We start from the raw sequence: 14,783 nt of genomic DNA, 5'->3' as shown, positions 1-14,783 counted from the left end.
GTGGGCTCTACCGCGATCGTCCCAGAGTTTCCCGGGCGGTGCGCAGCCGTTCGTCCAGCTCGGTGCGATCGGCGAGAAACCAGATGTCCCTACCCCTGTTGGCTTCGTACACGAACGCACGCAGCGAGTCACTGGCGGCGAGCCGCCCGGTGAGGTCGCCGAGGACCACGAGCCGGATCTGGTAGGCGGCGAACTTGCGCACCACGTCCCCGGCGACCCGCGTTCGCAGCTCGTAGAACCGCTCGTCCACGAGCTCGGCCGGGACCGCGACGACGTCGGCCTGCTCGCCGAAGGCGAGGCCGATCAGGTCGACGGCCTCGTCCTCACCGCCCAGCGCGACGTCGTCGGCGACGGTGAGCACCCGGTGCCCGTGGGACTCGGTGATCGTGTGCATGCCGGGAGTGTGTCCAACGTCGCCCCGGCACGCCAGCGACTTACCGCGTCGCGCTGCGCCGCAGCCACCACAGGCCGAGCAGCGGCAGAACCGCGGGGATGAACAGGTAGCCCCGCCCGTACTCCGACCAGACCGTCGCGTCCGGGAAGGCCGCCGGGTCGAGCAGGCTGAGCGTGCCGACGGCCAGCACCCCGACCAGCTCGACCAGGATCGACACCGCGGCGACGGTCCTGGAGGTCCGGCTGCCCCTGGCGAGGCAGGCCGTGGCCAGCACGTAGACCACGGCGGCGAACGCGGAGAGCAGGTAGGCGAGCGGTGCTTCGTCGAACCGGGTGCCGATCTGGACGGCCGAGCGCGCCGTCGCCGCCAGCGCGAACACGGCGTAGACGGCGATGAGGAGCCGGCCGGGCCCGGAGCGGGTGCGCGCGGCGAGGTCGTCGTCCCCGCGTGCGGACACGGCGTCGGGACGGGACTCGGGTGGGGACTCAGCCATGGGCTTCCCAGACCTGGCGCAGTCGGACGATCATCACCGGCACGGCGAGACAGCCGACCACGAGCACGCCCGGGCCCCAGCGGGTTCGCTCGGCCAGCGCCCAGAACGCGGCCAACGGGAGGATCAGCACCGGCCCGACCAGATAGCCGACGAACGAGAACCCGTCGAGCTCGCGGTCGGTGGCGATCATGGCGACGATGCCGCCGACGGCCTGGCCGAGCAGGCCGAGCTCGAGCAGCGCGACACCGCCGAGCGCGACGAGACCGTGCCACTTGTTCACCAGAACGGGCTTGCCGGCGAGCATCAGCACTGCCGCCCACACCGCCACGACGAGCGCGACGACCGTGAGCGTGGTCGCCACCACCTCGTTCATCCACTACCCCCTCTACGACGAGCCGTAGTAGAGGCTACCGGGACCCGCGCCGATGATCCTATGGCGAGGTGCGCGGCGAGCGGTCCCCGGTCCAGCCAACGGACTCGACGGCCAGCAGGCCGCGGCGGACGATCGTCTCGCTCAGCGCCGAGGCCAGTCCGGCGTCGCGTTCCTCGTAGGCCCGCAACAGTCGCGCGTGGTCAGCCGCCGAGGTGCGCAGCCGTCCGGGTGGAGACAGGCCGAGGTGGCGCAGTTGGAGCGTCCGCACGCCGACGCCGTCGAGTACCCGGCCGACCGTCGCGTTCCCCGCGATGACCGCCTCGTTGTTGCGCAGGCCGACGGTGAGCCAGAAGTACCTGTCGACATCTCCCGCATCCGCTGCGCGGTCCATCTCCCGCTGGCAGGTCCGGAGCACCTCGATGTCGGAGTCCGCCGCCTTCTCCACGATTCGCCGGCTGACCAACCCGTACAGGGTGGCGCGCAGCTCGTAGATCTCCCGGACCTCGCCGAGCAGCAGTCCGCGGACGCGCGGGCGCCGGTGCGCGGCGATCTCGACCAGCCCTTCCCGCTCCAGCGTGAGCAGCGCCTCCCGCACCGGGGTTCTGCTGCTGCGGAACGTCCTGGCGAGTTCCACCGAGTTCAGGTCGTCGCCCGGGCGCAGTCGTCCCTCCACGATCGCCGTGCCCACGGAGACCAGGATCTGGTCGACGACACTGTCCGAGGTGGCCGGCCGGCCGAGCACGCGCAGGATCTCCAGGCGGCCCGCCGACGGCTCGGCGTCGAGCGACCGGACCGTCGAACTCTCGTCGGGCTGGGCGCTCATGCACCAAGATAATAGTGACGGAAATGGGGGCCGTCAGAGGCTTTTGCGAATTCTTCGAAATGATAGTTCAGAACCAACCGACATCTCGGACCGAGATCCAGTCGACCGCGGGCGGCGGCAGTGTCTCGCCGAACGACCACTGCTCGAGAACCGTTCGGAGCTGCGCGACCGTGATGTAGGAGGTCGGCGGGAACGCGGTTTCCTCGGGGTGCCAGGTGTCGTGGGCGAGTACGATTCCGGGCCGCGCGTGGTCGCCCCGGGTCATCCACGAGTGGCTCCGGCCGTCGGCGTCCATCGCGATCAGCACCGCCGCGGCGACCTGATGGGCGAGGTTCAGCTGGAACCGCAGGTTCGCGGCGGGCAGACCGGTTCCCCCCGGGGTCAGGTGCAGCCGTGCGGCCTTCCCGTCGTCGGCGTTGGCCAGATAGTGGTCGAGGAAGGTGGCCAGTGCCTCCCGGGTGTCGAACGCCACCGTGTACATGGCGCCACGCAGGTGGAACACGCCGGTCGCCTCGAGCCTGCGTCCGCCCGGCGCGGCGAGCTCGGTGCGGTGCAGCCCCTCCTGCGGTCCGGTCATCGGCGGCCTCCCCGGTTTCCCTGTCCAGTCTGGCAGGCGGGGGCGCCGGGCTCGGTGTGCTTTCCGGCTCACCGCAGCGGTGACCACCGGATCCCGTAGGCGAGACCCGGGGTGAGGTGGGAGAACCGCGTTCGGACCTCGCCGATCGGGTCGAGCTGCAGCTGTTCGGCGGTGTGATGGGGGTCGGCGATGTCGCGCTGGAAGACGCCGGTGAGCCGCTCCACCCGGGCCGGCAGCCGGTCCTCGGGGAAGCGAACCCGCACCTCGCAGTAGTCGCAGCGGTGCTTGGGCACGCACACCAGGTGCGGCTCCATCTCCCGCTCGGCGAGCGCCCGCAGGCGCAGGGCGAACTCGTGCTCCTCGCCGAGCCGCAGCGGGTGCGGGAGGACCAGCCGGTACCCGATGCGGTCGGTCGACTCCATCCGCAGCTGCCGCAGCCGGCCGCCGTAGATCACGTCGATCCCGGCGTCGCTCGGCGCGGCCCGGGTCTCGCGGCCGAGCGAGGTGAGGGTCAGGGCGAGGTCCAGCTCGTCCACGCCGTCCTCGTCGGCGACGATCCTGCGCAGCTCCAGGGCGTCCGGGCTGGCCTGGTCGAGGGCGAGCGACTGGCGGATCTCGGCGTTGTGCCAGCGGCCGTCCGGCGGCGGACGCCGGACCTGGGTGCCGGGGGTGAGGCGGTGCACGGCGAGCTCGGCCAGCCGCACGATCGCGTCGTCGATCCGTCGCCGCACCGTCCGGGTGTTGCGTTCCAGCTCGCCCTCCGCCCACCGGAGCCGGTCCTTGTAGAACTGCGTGTGCAGCTCGTCGTCGAGGCCGAACGCCGCCCGCACGCAGATCTGCAGGTCCGGGGAGAGGTGCGCGGACAGGGCGGTCAGCCGCGCGATCACCTTCTGCCGTACCGAGGCCGCGTCGTCGTTCTCGTCAATCCCGCAGATCGCCCTGATCGCCGGCCCCACGCGGTCCACGATATGCGGTGCCTGAATCCCGCGTCCCTTCCGGAGCACTTTCAGCTCGGCAACCAGATCTGGAACGTCGACGGTCATTTCGAACATCTCCCCACAGTGTCCCCGGCCCCCGGGACGATCGTGGTGAACCACCCGCCGGGTGTCCAGCCGCCGCCCGAGTGACGTCAGTCTCCGTTTCCGGATTCGGGCGGAAACAGGAAACCCGTTGTCGCACCGTACCTGGGCTCTGACGATGGATATCGGCAATGCTGGATGAATTGTCCGAAAGGGAATCAACATGCAGGTTCTGGTCTCGTTTTCGACGGCGCTTCGGTTCGTCTTCTGGATCATCGTGATCGCGGCCCTGGCCGGCGGTATGCTGCTCGGTCGCTCCCAGGACGGGGTCGGCGGGACCGGGGGAGGCGCGGAGGTGGAGGTCCGGGCGGAGGCGGCCGAGCACTGAGGCGCTGACGCCGGTCAGGCCGGTGAGGGTGCCTGTCCGGGTGCTACCGCGGCGCTCGCTCCACGCCGTCGAGGGTGACGGTGAACTCGCCGAGCCGCATCGCGGAGTTGCCGTAGTAGCGGTCGAGCGCGCAGTTGAGCGCCAGTTCGGCGACGGCGGCGTCGGCCTTCTCGTAGTGCCGCGCCGTCTGCCGCAGGATCTTCACAAGCCGGGGCCGCAGCGCGGCGGCGGTGTCGCGGATCCCGCTGGTGGCGACCATCACGGGGTTGGTCACCTGGCAGCTGAACCCGATCGTGGCGGCAAAGGCGAGACCCGGGTCGCGGGTGGGCAGCCGAGCCGCCATCCGCAGCTCGTGACCGGCCACGTCGACCAGGTGCGCGTGTCGGTACTCGGCGACCCGGACCCGTTCGCCGTAGAGCACCACGAGCGGTAAACCGGTCACCGTGACCAGCACGAGCGCGGTACCCGGCCAGGGGCGTACGGGTGACCGGGGCGGCGCGGCGGTGTCGAGGATGGGGTCGTAGGTGATCGTCGGCATCTCACTTCCTCCCTGCGCGGGCGGCCGGCCCAGTCCTGTTAGGACACTCCGTCGCCCGCAGGGATCGGCGCCGGCCAGCGGGACGTCCCCGCCCGGCCGTCGGCCGGCGCCGAAGTCTCCTGTGCTGCTCGGGAATGGACCCCGTCTGACGAGTGGAGCCGTGTGACGAAAGTCAGCGACGTTTTCGTGTGGGCGCACCTTGCCAAGGGGGACCGGACTTTGTCTAGTCCTTACCGGAAAGTAGTGGGTCCCGGTCCCGCAACTGTCCATTTCGGCCAGCGAATGACCAGTTGTTTCGAGAGGTCATATACTGGACAAATAGTGGTAACGTGCCCGGTCCCGCGGGCAGGAGGTTCGATCGCCGCCCCCGCCGCGGGGGGATCCCCCGCGGCGGGCAGCGGTGCGTTGGGGCCGGGCGGTCGCGCTCAGGCGATACAATCGAGTACTGGATATCGCAGGTCAGAGAGGGTTGGGAGCGCTGTGGACCCGGACGTGGGGCTGTCGGCAGACCGGGGTCTGCTGGGACGGACCAGCACCGTCGAGCGGTTGGCGGACATCCTCCGCGCCCGGATCACCGAGGGCTTCTTCACCCCCGGCGAGCGCCTGGCCGAGGACTCCATCGGCAGCGCGCTGAAGGTCTCCCGCAACACCGTCCGTGAGGCGTTTCGCCTGCTCACGCACGAGCGGCTGCTCGTCCACGAGCTCAACCGTGGGGTGTTCGTCCGCCAGGCGACCGTCGAGGACCTCGTCGACCTGTACCGCGTGCGCAAGCTGCTCGAGTGCGGGGCCGTCCGCTACCTCGTCGACCCTCCCGACGTCAGCGACCTGGCGTCGGCCATCCACCAGGCCGAGGCGGCGGTGCTGGCCGAGGACTGGCGCGGGCTGGGCACCGCGAACATGGTGTTCCACCAGGCCATCACGGCCCTGGCCGGGAGCCCGCGAATGAACGAGCTGATGCGAGGTGTGCTCGCCGAGCTGCGGCTGCACTTCCACTCGATGCCGGACCGGCGCCGGCTGCACGAGCCCTTCCTCGAGCGCAACCGCGAGATCCTCTCGGTCATCGAGACCGGCGACGGTCCGGGTGCGGAGCGCCTGCTGCACAAGTACCTCGACGACTCCGAGCACCAGCTGATCGAGGCCTACCAGGCGGCCGACACCCGCTGATCGAGCCGGAACCGGATGCCCTGGCCAGGCCTGGCCTGCGCGATCACCGGCAGGTCGGCGGAGCGCAGGACCGCGATGACCGGGTAGCCCCCGGTGATCGGGTGGTCGGCGAGGAACAGCACCGGCTGGCCGGAGGGCGGCACCTGGACCGAGCCGGCCACCATGCCCTCGCTGGGCAGCTCCCCCTCCCGAGCCCGGTCCAGGGCCGGCCCAGCCAGCCGCAGCCCGACGCGGTTGCTGTCCGCGGTCACCTCGTAGCGGCTCCCGGTGAGCGTGCGCAGGGCATCCTCGGTGAACCAGTCGTCGCGCGGGCCGGGGAGCACGCGCACGACGAGGTCCCCGCTCTCGGGAGCCGACACCGGGGCCACCTCCACCGCCGGCGGTGGCCCCACCCGCGCGGTGCCGATGGGCAGCACCGTTCCCGGGGACAGGACGGGTGGGCCGAGGCCGGCGAGCACGTCGGTGGAACGCGACCCGAGTACGGCGGGCACGTCCACCCCGCCGCGCACCGCGACGTAGGTGCGCAGGCCCGCCTGCGGGGCACCCACGCTCAGCCGGGCGCCCGCGGCCACCGTGAACGGCGAGTTCATGGCCTCGCCGCGGCCGTCGCTGGTCAACGGGCAGGGCGCTCCGGTCACCGCGAGCCGCATCGGCTGGCGGAACAGCAGGGTCGCCCCGCCGAAGGTCAGCTCGAGGCAGGCCGCGCCCTCGTCGTTGCCGACCAGGCGGTTGGCCAGTGCCGCGGCGCGGGCGTCCGCCGCCCCCGACCGGCCGACACCCAGCGCGGCGTAGGAGAACCGGCCCAGGTCCTGCACGGTGGTCAACGGTCCACACTGGAGCACCTCCAGCCCGCCCTCGGCGGGCGCGGCCGGCGGGGGCGTGGCCGCCGGTGCCGGTTCGAGCACGTCGACCGGTTCGAAGCGCACCCGGGTACCGGGCCGCAACAGGGCGGGCGGCGTCCGGTCCGGGTCCCACAGCGGGACGCTCGTACTGCCCAGCAGGTGCCAGCCGCCGGGTGAGGCGCGCGGATACACGCCGGTGAACTCGCCGGCGATGCCGACGGCCCCGGCCGGCACCCGGACCCTGGGCGTGTCCCGGCGCGGCAGCCGCAACCGGGGGTCGAGCCCGGTCAGGTATCCGAACCCGGGCGCGAAACCGGAGAAGGCCACCACGTAGTCGGCGCTGGCGTGCACCCGCACCACCTCCGGCACCCCGAGCCCGGTCCGCGACGCGACCTCCTCGAGGTCCTCGCCGTCGTAGTGCACGGGGACGGTGACGAGGTCGTCCTCCCGCGCGGTCGGGGTGACCGGACGCGCCGAGGACAGCAGGTCGCGCAGTTCGGCCGGGGACACGGCGGCGGGGTCGAAGCGGACCAGCAGCGTGCTCGCCGCCGGCACGAGGTCGGTGACCCCGGCCGGCGGCGGGTCCGCGAGCGCGGCGTAGAGGCCGAGCGGGTCGTCGGTGTCGACGAGCAGTGCCGCGTCCCCGCAGGGCAGGATCCTCACACGAAGCTCCGCAGGGTCACCCCGGCGCCGGTGAGTGCGGCCCGGGCCGCCCTGGCCAGCTCGAGCGATCCCGGTGTGTCGCTGTGCACGCACACCGAGCGCGCGTCCACGGCCAGCACCGTCCCGTCCACCGCCACGATCTCGCCGGCCTCGGCCAGCCGCACGCACCGGCGCGCGACCAGCTCGGGGTCGCTGAGCAGGGCGTCCGGGGAGCGTCGCGACACGAGCCGACCCTGCGGGGTGTACCCGCGGTCGAGGAACGCCTCGTGCACCGCCGGCAGCCCGGCGGCCGCGGCCAGCGCGAGCCAGCGCGAGCCGGGCATGCCGAGCACCGGCAGCGTGTCGTCGAACTGGCGCACCGCCTCGACAACGGCGCCGGCCTGCGCCTCGTCCGAGCCGATCGCGCCGTACAGCGCCCCGTGCGGCTTGACGTAGCCGACCCGGCCGCCCTCGGCCTCGGCGAACGCCCTCAGCGCGCCGAGCTGGTAGAGCACGTCGTCGGTCAGCTCGGTCGGGGTGAGGTCGAGGTGGCGGCGGCCGAAGCCGGCGAGGTCCCGGTAGCCCACGTGGGCGCCGATCGCCACCCCCTGCGCCACCGCCGTGGCACACGCCCGGCGCATCGTCGCCGGGTCACCGGCGTGGAAGCCGCAGGCGATGTTGGCGCTGGAGACCACCTCCAGCAGGGCGTCGTCGTCGGCGATCCGCCAGGCGCCGAAGCCCTCGGCCACGTCGCAGTTGAGGTCCAACACGGTCACCTGGTCACCGCCTCAGCCACGGTCTCCTCCTCGGGGTCCACCACCGGGTCGCGGGCGAGCCACAGCCCGACACCGGTGAGCGCGGCGGTGAACAGCAGGTACGCGGCCAGGATCCACCAGCTGTCGAAAGCGGCCAACAGCGCGGTCAGGATCAGCGGAGCGGGAGCGCCGCCGATGACGCCGGCCAGCGTGTAGGCGAGCGAGGAGCCGGTGTAGCGCAGCCGGGGCGAGAACTGCTCGGTGAGCAGCGCGGCCTGCGGTCCGTAGAGCACGGCGTGGATCACCAGCGCGACGACGACCCCGAGCACCAGCAGGACGAAGGAACCGCCGCCGATCATCGGGAAGAACACGAACGGCCAGACCGCCGCGGCGATCGTGCCGTAGAGGTACAGCCGCCGGCGGTTCATCCGGTCCGAGAGCGCGCCGAAGGCTGGCATCAGCAGCAGCTGGCACGCCGAGCCGATCATCACCGCGGTCGAGCCCTGGCTGCGGGACATGCCCAGCTCCTGGGTGATGTAGGTCAGCGTGAACACGGTGAACAGGGAGTAGAGGACGTCGGGGCAGACGCGGACCAGGATCCCGGCGAGCAGCGCGCGCCGCTCGGTGGCGACGACCTCGGACACCGGGGCGGTCGGCCGCTCGCCCCGGTCGGCGATCTCCCGGAACACCGGCGTCTCCTCGAGCCGCAGCCGGATCCACAGTCCGAACAGGACGAGCACGGCCGACAGCAGGAACGCGATCCGCCAGCCCCAGGACGTGAACGCGTCCTCCGAGAGCACGCCGGACAGCAGCGCCAGCACCCCGTTGGCGAGCAGGGTTCCGGCGGGCGGACCGATCTGCGCCGCCGACGCCCAGAACCCGCGCCGGCGCGGATCGCCGTACTCGCTGGAAAGCAGGACGGCGCCGCCCCACTCGCCGCCCACGGCGACACCCTGGGCGAAGCGAAGCGTCACCAGCAGCACCGCCGCCAGGCCACCGATCGCGGCGTGGGTGGGCAACAGTCCGATGAGGAAGGTCGCGATTCCGGCCAGCATCAGCGTGTACACGAGAATCTTCTTGCGGCCGATGACGTCACCGAGCCGGCCGAACAGGAACCCGCCCAGTGGCCGGGCCAGATATCCGACGGCGTAGGTGGAGAAGGCGGCCATCGTGCCGGCGAGGTCGTCCCCCGAGGGGAAGAAGATGTCGCCGAAGACCGTTGCGGCGGCGACGGAGTAGGCGGCGAAGTCGTAGTACTCGAGTGCGGTTCCGGACAGGCTCGCGGTGTAGGCGCGGCGCAGTTCGCGGGGTTCCACGGCGGGTCGAGCGGAGGTCATGGGCGATCACATCCCATCAGCCGGGTGGCATCACCCCTATGAGGCTAGATTTCGTAGGACGATCCTGCAATACTCACGTTCTACATACGGCCCGAATGGAGGTATCCATGACCGCCGAACCTCTTGTAGCCCAGGCAGGATCCTCCTGCCGTTCGGTCCGCAACGCCTTCCGCCTGCTGGAGCTGCTCTCCGCGAACCCGAACGGCATGCGCCTGGCCCGCCTGGTCGACCGGACGGGCCTGCCGAAGTCCTCGGTCCACCGCATCCTCGGCACGCTCCAGGACATGGACGTCGTGTGGCGGGACGAGGACGACGGCGTCTACCGGCTCACCGGCTCCTGGCACGAGGTCGTGTCGCCGCGGCGGCGCTCCGAGTTCTCCGCGCCGGTGCTCAGCCACGACGGGCGGCAGGTGGCCGGGCTGACGCTGCGCCTGCGCGGCCACGTCTCGCCCGGCGCGCCGTCGGAGCGTCTCACCCGGCTGGTCACCGACCTCGCCCACGCGGTGTCGCGGCGCATCCGGCCCTGACCCGCCCGGCCGCTCAGCCCTCGGGCCGCACGCGCAGTGCGGCCAGCTGCTGGGCGAACGGCACCACCTGCTCGGCCTGCGGTGCTACGGCCGGCGGGCGGCCGGCCATGAGCTCGGCCAGCTCCCCCGCCGCACGGGCGATGCGGTGCGCCAGGTCGTCGGTGCCCGCCGAGGCCCAGTCCTCGGGCGCGGCGTAGACCGCGGTCGGGACCACGACCGCCCGCAGGTAGGTGAACAGGGGCCGCAGCGCGTGCTCGAGCGCGAGCGAGTGGCGGGCGGTGCCGCCGGTCGCCGCGACCAGGACGGGCTTGCCGGTCAACGCCTCCGGGTCGAGCACGTCGAAGAACGACTTGAACAGCCCGGAGTAGGAGGCCGTGAAGATCGGCGTCGCCGCGACCAGGCCGTCGGCCCGGGTGACCGTCTCCAGGGCCGCGGCCAGCCTCGGGCTCGGGAAGCCGGTCACCAGGTTGTTGGCGATGTCGGTCGCCAGGTCGCGCAGCTCGACCACGTCGACACGCACCTCGGTCTGGCCGGCGACCGCCGTGGCGAGGCGGTCGGCCAGCAGCCTGGTAGAGGACGGAACGGTCAGCCCCGCCGACACGACAACTAGGGTCCTCATTGGACGGAAACCTTCCGTGCGGCCTCGACCAGCGAGGCGTGGGTCGGAGCGTCCGGCACCTCGGCCGGCCGCCCGACCGCGAACTCCTTGCGCAGCACCGGGACGACCTCCTCGCCGAGGATGTCCAGCTGCTCCAGCACCGTCTTGAGCGGTAGGCCGGCGTGGTCCATCAGGAACAGCTGGCGCTGGTAGTCGCCGAAGTACTGACGGAACTCGAGCGTCCGGTCGATCACCTGCTGCGGGCTGCCCACGGTGAGCGGGGTCTGGGCCATGAAGTCCTCGAGCGACGGCCCGTGCCCGTACACCGGGGCGTTGTCGAAGTAGGGCCGGAACTCCCGCACCGCGTCCTGCGAGTTCTTCCGCATGAACACCTGTCCGCCGAGGCCGACGATGGCCTGCTCCGGCGTTCCGTGTCCGTAGTGGGCGTAGCGCTGCCGGTACAGCCCGATGAGCCGCATGTAGTGCTCCTTGGGCCAGAAGATGTTGTTGGCGAAGAAGCCGTCGCCGTAGTAGGCCGCCTGCTCGGCGATCTCGGGGCTGCGGATCGAGCCGTGCCAGACGAACGGCGGCACGCCGTCGAGGGGACGCGGGGTCGAGGTGAAGCCCTGGAGCGGCGTGCGGAACCGGCCCTCCCAGTCCACGACGTCCTCGCGCCAGAGCTGGTGCAGCAGGGCGTAGTTCTCGATCGCGAGCGGGATGCCGTTGCGGATGTCCTGGCCGAACCACGGGTAGACCGGGCCGGTGTTGCCCCGTCCCATGATCAGGTCCACCCGGCCGTCGGCCAGGTGCTGGAGCATGGCGTAGTCCTCGGCGATCTTGACCGGATCGTTCGTGGTGATCAGGGTCGTCGCGGTGGACAGCACCAGCCGCTCGGTGCGCGCGGCGACGTAGCCGAGCATCGTCGTGGGCGAGGACGGCACGAACGGCGGGTTGTGGTGCTCGCCGGTGGCGAACACGTCGAGCCCGACCTCCTCGGCCTTGAGCGCGATCGTCACCATCGCCTTGATCCGCTCGTACTCGCTCACGGTCTCCCCGGTCGTCGGGTCCGTGGTCACGTCGCCGACGGTGAAGATCCCGAACTGCATCACTGCCATCACCCTCAATAGTTGTTAGTTCAACTACCGCCTCCAACCACCCTAGCCGGTCGCCTATTCCCCCGTCCCCTTCTGGACAACCACGACCGATTGGTCTAGACATTTAGGTGACGTGCCGTGCCTCCCTGCTCACGGCGCGCCATCGGAGGCCGTCATGAAGCGTCACCTCGCCCGGCTCGTCGCCGTCCTCGTCGCGGCCGTCCTCGCCTGTGCCGGCACCACCGCCCCGGTGGCCGCCGCGGCGGGGGAGAGCGCCGTGTTCGTCCGCACCTCCGACTGGGGGTCGGGTTGGGAAGGCCGGTTCACGGTCACCAACGGGGGTACCAGCACGGTCAACGGCTGGCGGGTGGAGTTCGACCTGCCGGCCGGGACGGGCGTCGGCAGCTACTGGGACGCGCTGCTCACCTCGTCCGGCAACCACCACACGTTCACCAACCGGGAGTACAACGGCGTCCTCGCGCCTGGCGCCAGCGTGAGCTTCGGGCTGCTCGGCACCGGGCCGGGCACGCCGACCGGGTGCCGGGTCAACGGTCTGCCCTGCGCCGGCGGCGGCGACCCGGGGCCGGGCGTGCCCGGCGCCCCCGGCGCGCCGCGGGTCACCGCCGCCACCACCTCGTCGGTCACCCTCGCCTGGACCGCCGCGCCAGGCACGGTCACCGGCTACCGGGTCTACGAGGGCGACACCCAGCGCGCTTCGGTCACCGCCAGCTCGGTCACCATCTCCGGGCTGCCCGCGTGTGCCAGCCGCACGTACACCGTCGCCGCGTACAACAGCGTCGGCGAGTCACCGCGCAGCGGCGCGGTCACCGCCACCACCGCCGGCTGCCCCCAGGCGGACCTGCCGAGGCACTTCCTCACCGGCTACTGGCACAACTTCGTCAACCCGGCCGCCGAGCTTCGGCTCTCCGCCGTTCCGAGCGAGTACGACCTGGTGGCCGTGGCCTTCGCGGAGGCGACCAGCACCCAGGGACAGGTGGACTTCGGCGTCGACCCCGAGTTGTCGACCGCCCTCGGCGGCTACACCGACGCCCAGTTCAAGGCCGACGTGGCCGCGTTGAAGTCGCGCGGCAAGAAGGTGATCCTGTCCGTGGGCGGGGAGGCGGGCCGGGTGGTCGTCGCCGACGCGACCGCCGCGGCGAACTTCGCCGCCAGCGTGCGGTCGATCATGGCGGAGTACGGGTTCGACGGCGTCGACATCGACTTGGAGAACGGTCTCAACCCGACCTACATGGCCCAGGCCCTGCGTGCGCTGCGCGACCAGGTCGGCCCGAGCCTGATCATCACGATGGCCCCGCAGACCATCGACATGCAGTCCACCAGCGGCTCGTACTTCGCGCTCGCACTGTCTGTCCGGGACATCCTCACCGTCGTGCACACCCAGTTCTACAACTCCGGCTCGATGCTCGGCTGCGACCAGGCGCAGGCCTACACCCAGGGCACGGTCAACTTCCTCACCGCGCTGGCGTGCATCCAGCTGGAGAACGGGTTGCGGCCAGACCAGGTTGCCCTCGGTCTCCCGGCCGGGCCCGGCGCGGCCGGCGGCGGCGTCGTCGCGCCGTCGGTGGTGAACGACGCGCTGGACTGTCTGGCCAGGGGAACGAGGTGCGGCTCGTTCCGTCCACCCCGGACCTACCCCGGCATCCGGGGCGCGATGACCTGGTCGATCAACTGGGACGTCACGAACGGCGGCGCCTTCGCCAACACCGTCGGCCCGCACCTGGACACGCTGCCCTGAGCTGGGCATGCTACGGCTGCTCGACGTCCCAGAGTTGTGCCGAGTCCGCCAGCGGGTAGGGCACGTCGAGCACCGGGTCGTCCCAGAGCCGGGTCCAGTGCGCCGAGGGCTCGTAGCGCGGCCAGCCTGGGTCGCCGGTCGCGGCGAACGACGTCCACGCGGTGCGCAGCGCGGCCGAGAGGGCTGCCGCGGACTCGGTCGCACCGGCCGGGCCGAGCAGCCGCTCCGCGTACCGGCCGGTGAGGACGCCGAAGGTGAACGGCACGTCCACCCCGTGCGCCGCGCCGAGCGGTCCGCGCCAGGTGAAGTCGTAGAGCCAGGTCCGCCCGCCCGCCGCGGCATGCGCGGCCGCGACGCGGGTGGTCGGCATCCGGACCAGGGCGTCGGACATCAGCGTCATGAACGGGTCCTCGGTCGCCTGGTACAGCTCCGCCGCCGACGGCGGGAGGCCGAACACCGCTGCCGCACCCTCGACGTCGCCGGTGCGTGCCGCGTCGAAGCCGCGGAACTCCTCGTGGGTGAACCCGCACACCAGGTCCACCTCCGGCGCCACCGCCGTCCACGGCTCCCCGGTGACCACGGTGCCGTCCAGTACCGGGCCGAACCTGCCGGGAAGGTCCACCACCGGCTCCAGCCCGGCGAAGCCGGACAGCGATGGCGGCACGCCCGCGGCCGCGGCGAGTTCGTCGGTGACCCGCGCCGCCTCCTGCACGGTCAGGCAGCCCGACGGAACGCTCTGCGCGACGACCCGCCGCGCCAGCCCGCCGCGCATCAGCAGCACTGCCGACGCCGCGCCCGCCGAGTGGCCGAGGACGGTGACGTTGTCGGGGTTCCCGCCGAACCCGGCCATGTTCTCCCGGACCCAGGACAGCGCCGCGAGCTGGTCGAGCAGCCCTCGGTTGTCCGGTGCGCCCGGCAGGTGGCCGAAGCCCTCGAACCCGAGCCGGTAGTTCAGCGTCACCACGACGACCCCGGCGGCCGCGAGCAGCGAGCCGTCGTACTGCGGCATGGCGGCGGAGCCGATCGTCCAGCGTCCGCCGTGGAGCCAGACCATGACCGGCAGACCGGACCCGCCCGGTGCCGGCGTCCACACATTCGCGGTGAGGCAGTCCAGGCCGTCCTCGGGCCGCCAGGCCGGTGCGAGGCCGGGCGCCGGCGCGGGCTGGGGCGGCGCCGGGCCGAACTCGAGTGCGTCCCTGATCCCCGACCAGGGCACCGGCGGCGCCGGAGCGGCGAACCGCAGCGGGCCGGACGGCTCCGCCGCGTAGGGAATTCCCCGGAACGAGTGCACTCCGTCGGCGACGCTCCCGCGGACGACCCCGGCCGCCGTCCTCACCTGTGTCACGCCGGTGAGTCTCACACGCACACCGATCGGCCGCTTGTCCGAGCTGGTCACCGGAGCTAGCGTCGATGTTCGTGACTCGCCACTCCCTGCTGGTGGCGGCGCTGTTCTCGGCCACGGC

17 protein-coding genes and 1 pseudogene are annotated in these 14,783 nt (G+C 72.0%); 4 read left to right on the top strand and 14 right to left on the bottom strand.

Annotated elements, in window-relative coordinates:
• Nucleotides 1-7: 7 nt before the first annotated feature.
• The 6 genes from BU204_RS10950 to BU204_RS10925 form a co-directional block, all read right to left on the bottom strand.
• Nucleotides 8-394 carry a DUF4180 domain-containing protein gene (locus tag BU204_RS10950; RefSeq protein WP_075125507.1) on the bottom strand — a complete coding sequence of 129 codons (387 nt, stop codon included), beginning with the start codon at nucleotides 392-394 and terminating at the stop codon, nucleotides 8-10.
• 40 nt (nucleotides 395-434) lie between these two features.
• Nucleotides 435-887 carry a hypothetical protein gene (locus tag BU204_RS10945; RefSeq protein WP_075125506.1) on the bottom strand — a complete coding sequence of 151 codons (453 nt, stop codon included), beginning with the start codon at nucleotides 885-887 and terminating at the stop codon, nucleotides 435-437.
• Nucleotides 880-1,260 carry a hypothetical protein gene (locus tag BU204_RS10940; protein WP_075125505.1) on the bottom strand — a complete coding sequence of 127 codons (381 nt, stop codon included), beginning with the start codon at nucleotides 1,258-1,260 and terminating at the stop codon, nucleotides 880-882. Before BU204_RS10940 ends, BU204_RS10945 begins: the two co-directional genes overlap by 8 nt.
• Nucleotides 1,261-1,318: 58 nt before the next feature.
• Complete coding sequence (locus BU204_RS10935; RefSeq protein ID WP_083661199.1) at nucleotides 1,319-2,083, bottom strand: GntR family transcriptional regulator; 765 nt, start codon at nucleotides 2,081-2,083, stop codon at nucleotides 1,319-1,321.
• A gap of 67 nt (nucleotides 2,084-2,150) precedes the next feature.
• The gene (locus BU204_RS10930; protein WP_075125504.1) at nucleotides 2,151-2,660 is read right to left on the bottom strand and encodes an Imm1 family immunity protein; all 510 of its coding nucleotides are present in this window, start codon (nucleotides 2,658-2,660) and stop codon (nucleotides 2,151-2,153) included.
• A gap of 68 nt (nucleotides 2,661-2,728) precedes the next feature.
• Complete coding sequence (locus BU204_RS10925; RefSeq protein WP_083661198.1) at nucleotides 2,729-3,616, bottom strand: hypothetical protein; 888 nt, start codon at nucleotides 3,614-3,616, stop codon at nucleotides 2,729-2,731.
• Between the two features lie 286 nt (nucleotides 3,617-3,902).
• Between BU204_RS10925 and BU204_RS40000 the strand changes: the two genes are divergently transcribed.
• Entirely contained in the window at nucleotides 3,903-4,067 is a 165-nt protein-coding gene (locus BU204_RS40000) for a hypothetical protein (RefSeq protein ID WP_158073440.1), read from the top strand.
• A 43-nt stretch (nucleotides 4,068-4,110) separates the two neighbouring features.
• Here the strand turns inward: BU204_RS40000 and BU204_RS10920 are convergent, their stop codons facing one another.
• A complete protein-coding gene (locus BU204_RS10920) occupies nucleotides 4,111-4,605 on the bottom strand; it encodes a hypothetical protein (RefSeq protein ID WP_075125503.1) in 495 nt (164 codons plus the stop codon).
• Nucleotides 4,606-5,097: 492 nt separating this feature from the next.
• On the opposite strand from BU204_RS10920, the gene BU204_RS10915 reads away from it, so the two are divergent.
• Nucleotides 5,098-5,769 (top strand): GntR family transcriptional regulator, encoded by a 672-nt coding sequence (locus tag BU204_RS10915; RefSeq protein ID WP_233160017.1) that lies wholly within the window; start codon nucleotides 5,098-5,100, stop codon nucleotides 5,767-5,769.
• Here the strand turns inward: BU204_RS10915 and BU204_RS40695 are convergent.
• The 4 genes and pseudogenes from BU204_RS40695 to BU204_RS10900 form a co-directional block, all read right to left on the bottom strand.
• Nucleotides 5,745-6,617, bottom strand: coding sequence for a 5-oxoprolinase subunit C family protein (locus BU204_RS40695; protein ID WP_198942840.1), 873 nt, complete (start codon nucleotides 6,615-6,617; stop codon nucleotides 5,745-5,747). The genes BU204_RS10915 and BU204_RS40695 overlap by 25 nt on opposite strands.
• 60 nt (nucleotides 6,618-6,677) lie before the next feature.
• Nucleotides 6,678-7,274 (bottom strand): annotated as a pseudogene (locus tag BU204_RS40690) (5-oxoprolinase subunit B family protein); the annotation flags it as partial.
• Nucleotides 7,271-8,029: a LamB/YcsF family protein gene (locus BU204_RS10905; RefSeq protein WP_075125501.1), complete on the bottom strand. Its 759-nt coding sequence runs from the start codon at nucleotides 8,027-8,029 to the stop codon at nucleotides 7,271-7,273. The gene BU204_RS10905 and the pseudogene BU204_RS40690, both read right to left, overlap by 4 nt.
• Nucleotides 8,026-9,345, bottom strand: a complete 1,320-nt coding sequence (locus BU204_RS10900) for an MFS transporter (protein WP_075125500.1) — start codon at nucleotides 9,343-9,345, stop codon at nucleotides 8,026-8,028. Before BU204_RS10900 ends, BU204_RS10905 begins: the two co-directional genes overlap by 4 nt.
• Before the next feature lie 107 nt (nucleotides 9,346-9,452).
• Here BU204_RS10900 and BU204_RS10895 point away from each other — a divergent pair, with 107 nt between their 5' ends.
• A complete protein-coding gene (locus BU204_RS10895; RefSeq protein ID WP_075125499.1) occupies nucleotides 9,453-9,872 on the top strand; it encodes a helix-turn-helix domain-containing protein in 420 nt (139 codons plus the stop codon).
• 13 nt (nucleotides 9,873-9,885) lie between these two features.
• On the opposite strand, the gene BU204_RS10890 is transcribed toward BU204_RS10895, so the two are convergent.
• Together BU204_RS10890 and BU204_RS10885 are read right to left on the bottom strand one after the other, a co-directional pair.
• Nucleotides 9,886-10,491 (bottom strand): FMN reductase, encoded by a 606-nt coding sequence (locus BU204_RS10890; protein WP_075125498.1) that lies wholly within the window; start codon nucleotides 10,489-10,491, stop codon nucleotides 9,886-9,888.
• Nucleotides 10,488-11,576, bottom strand: a complete 1,089-nt coding sequence (locus BU204_RS10885; protein ID WP_075125497.1) for an LLM class flavin-dependent oxidoreductase — start codon at nucleotides 11,574-11,576, stop codon at nucleotides 10,488-10,490. The genes BU204_RS10890 and BU204_RS10885 overlap by 4 nt, the downstream gene beginning before the upstream one ends.
• A gap of 163 nt (nucleotides 11,577-11,739) precedes the next feature.
• On the opposite strand from BU204_RS10885, the gene BU204_RS39035 reads away from it, so the two are divergent.
• Entirely contained in the window at nucleotides 11,740-13,320 is a 1,581-nt protein-coding gene (locus tag BU204_RS39035) for a chitinase (RefSeq protein ID WP_143229436.1), read from the top strand.
• 10 nt (nucleotides 13,321-13,330) lie between these two features.
• On the opposite strand, the gene BU204_RS10865 is transcribed toward BU204_RS39035, so the two are convergent.
• Nucleotides 13,331-14,665 carry a carboxylesterase/lipase family protein gene (locus tag BU204_RS10865; RefSeq protein ID WP_233160010.1) on the bottom strand — a complete coding sequence of 445 codons (1,335 nt, stop codon included), beginning with the start codon at nucleotides 14,663-14,665 and terminating at the stop codon, nucleotides 13,331-13,333.
• Nucleotides 14,666-14,783: the final 118 nt, after the last annotated feature.

It is taken from the genome of Actinophytocola xanthii, assembly GCF_001921205.1.
GTDB classification, from domain to species: Bacteria; Actinomycetota; Actinomycetes; order Mycobacteriales; family Pseudonocardiaceae; genus Actinophytocola; species Actinophytocola xanthii.
This window is presented reverse-complemented; position numbering and strand designations above follow the sequence as displayed.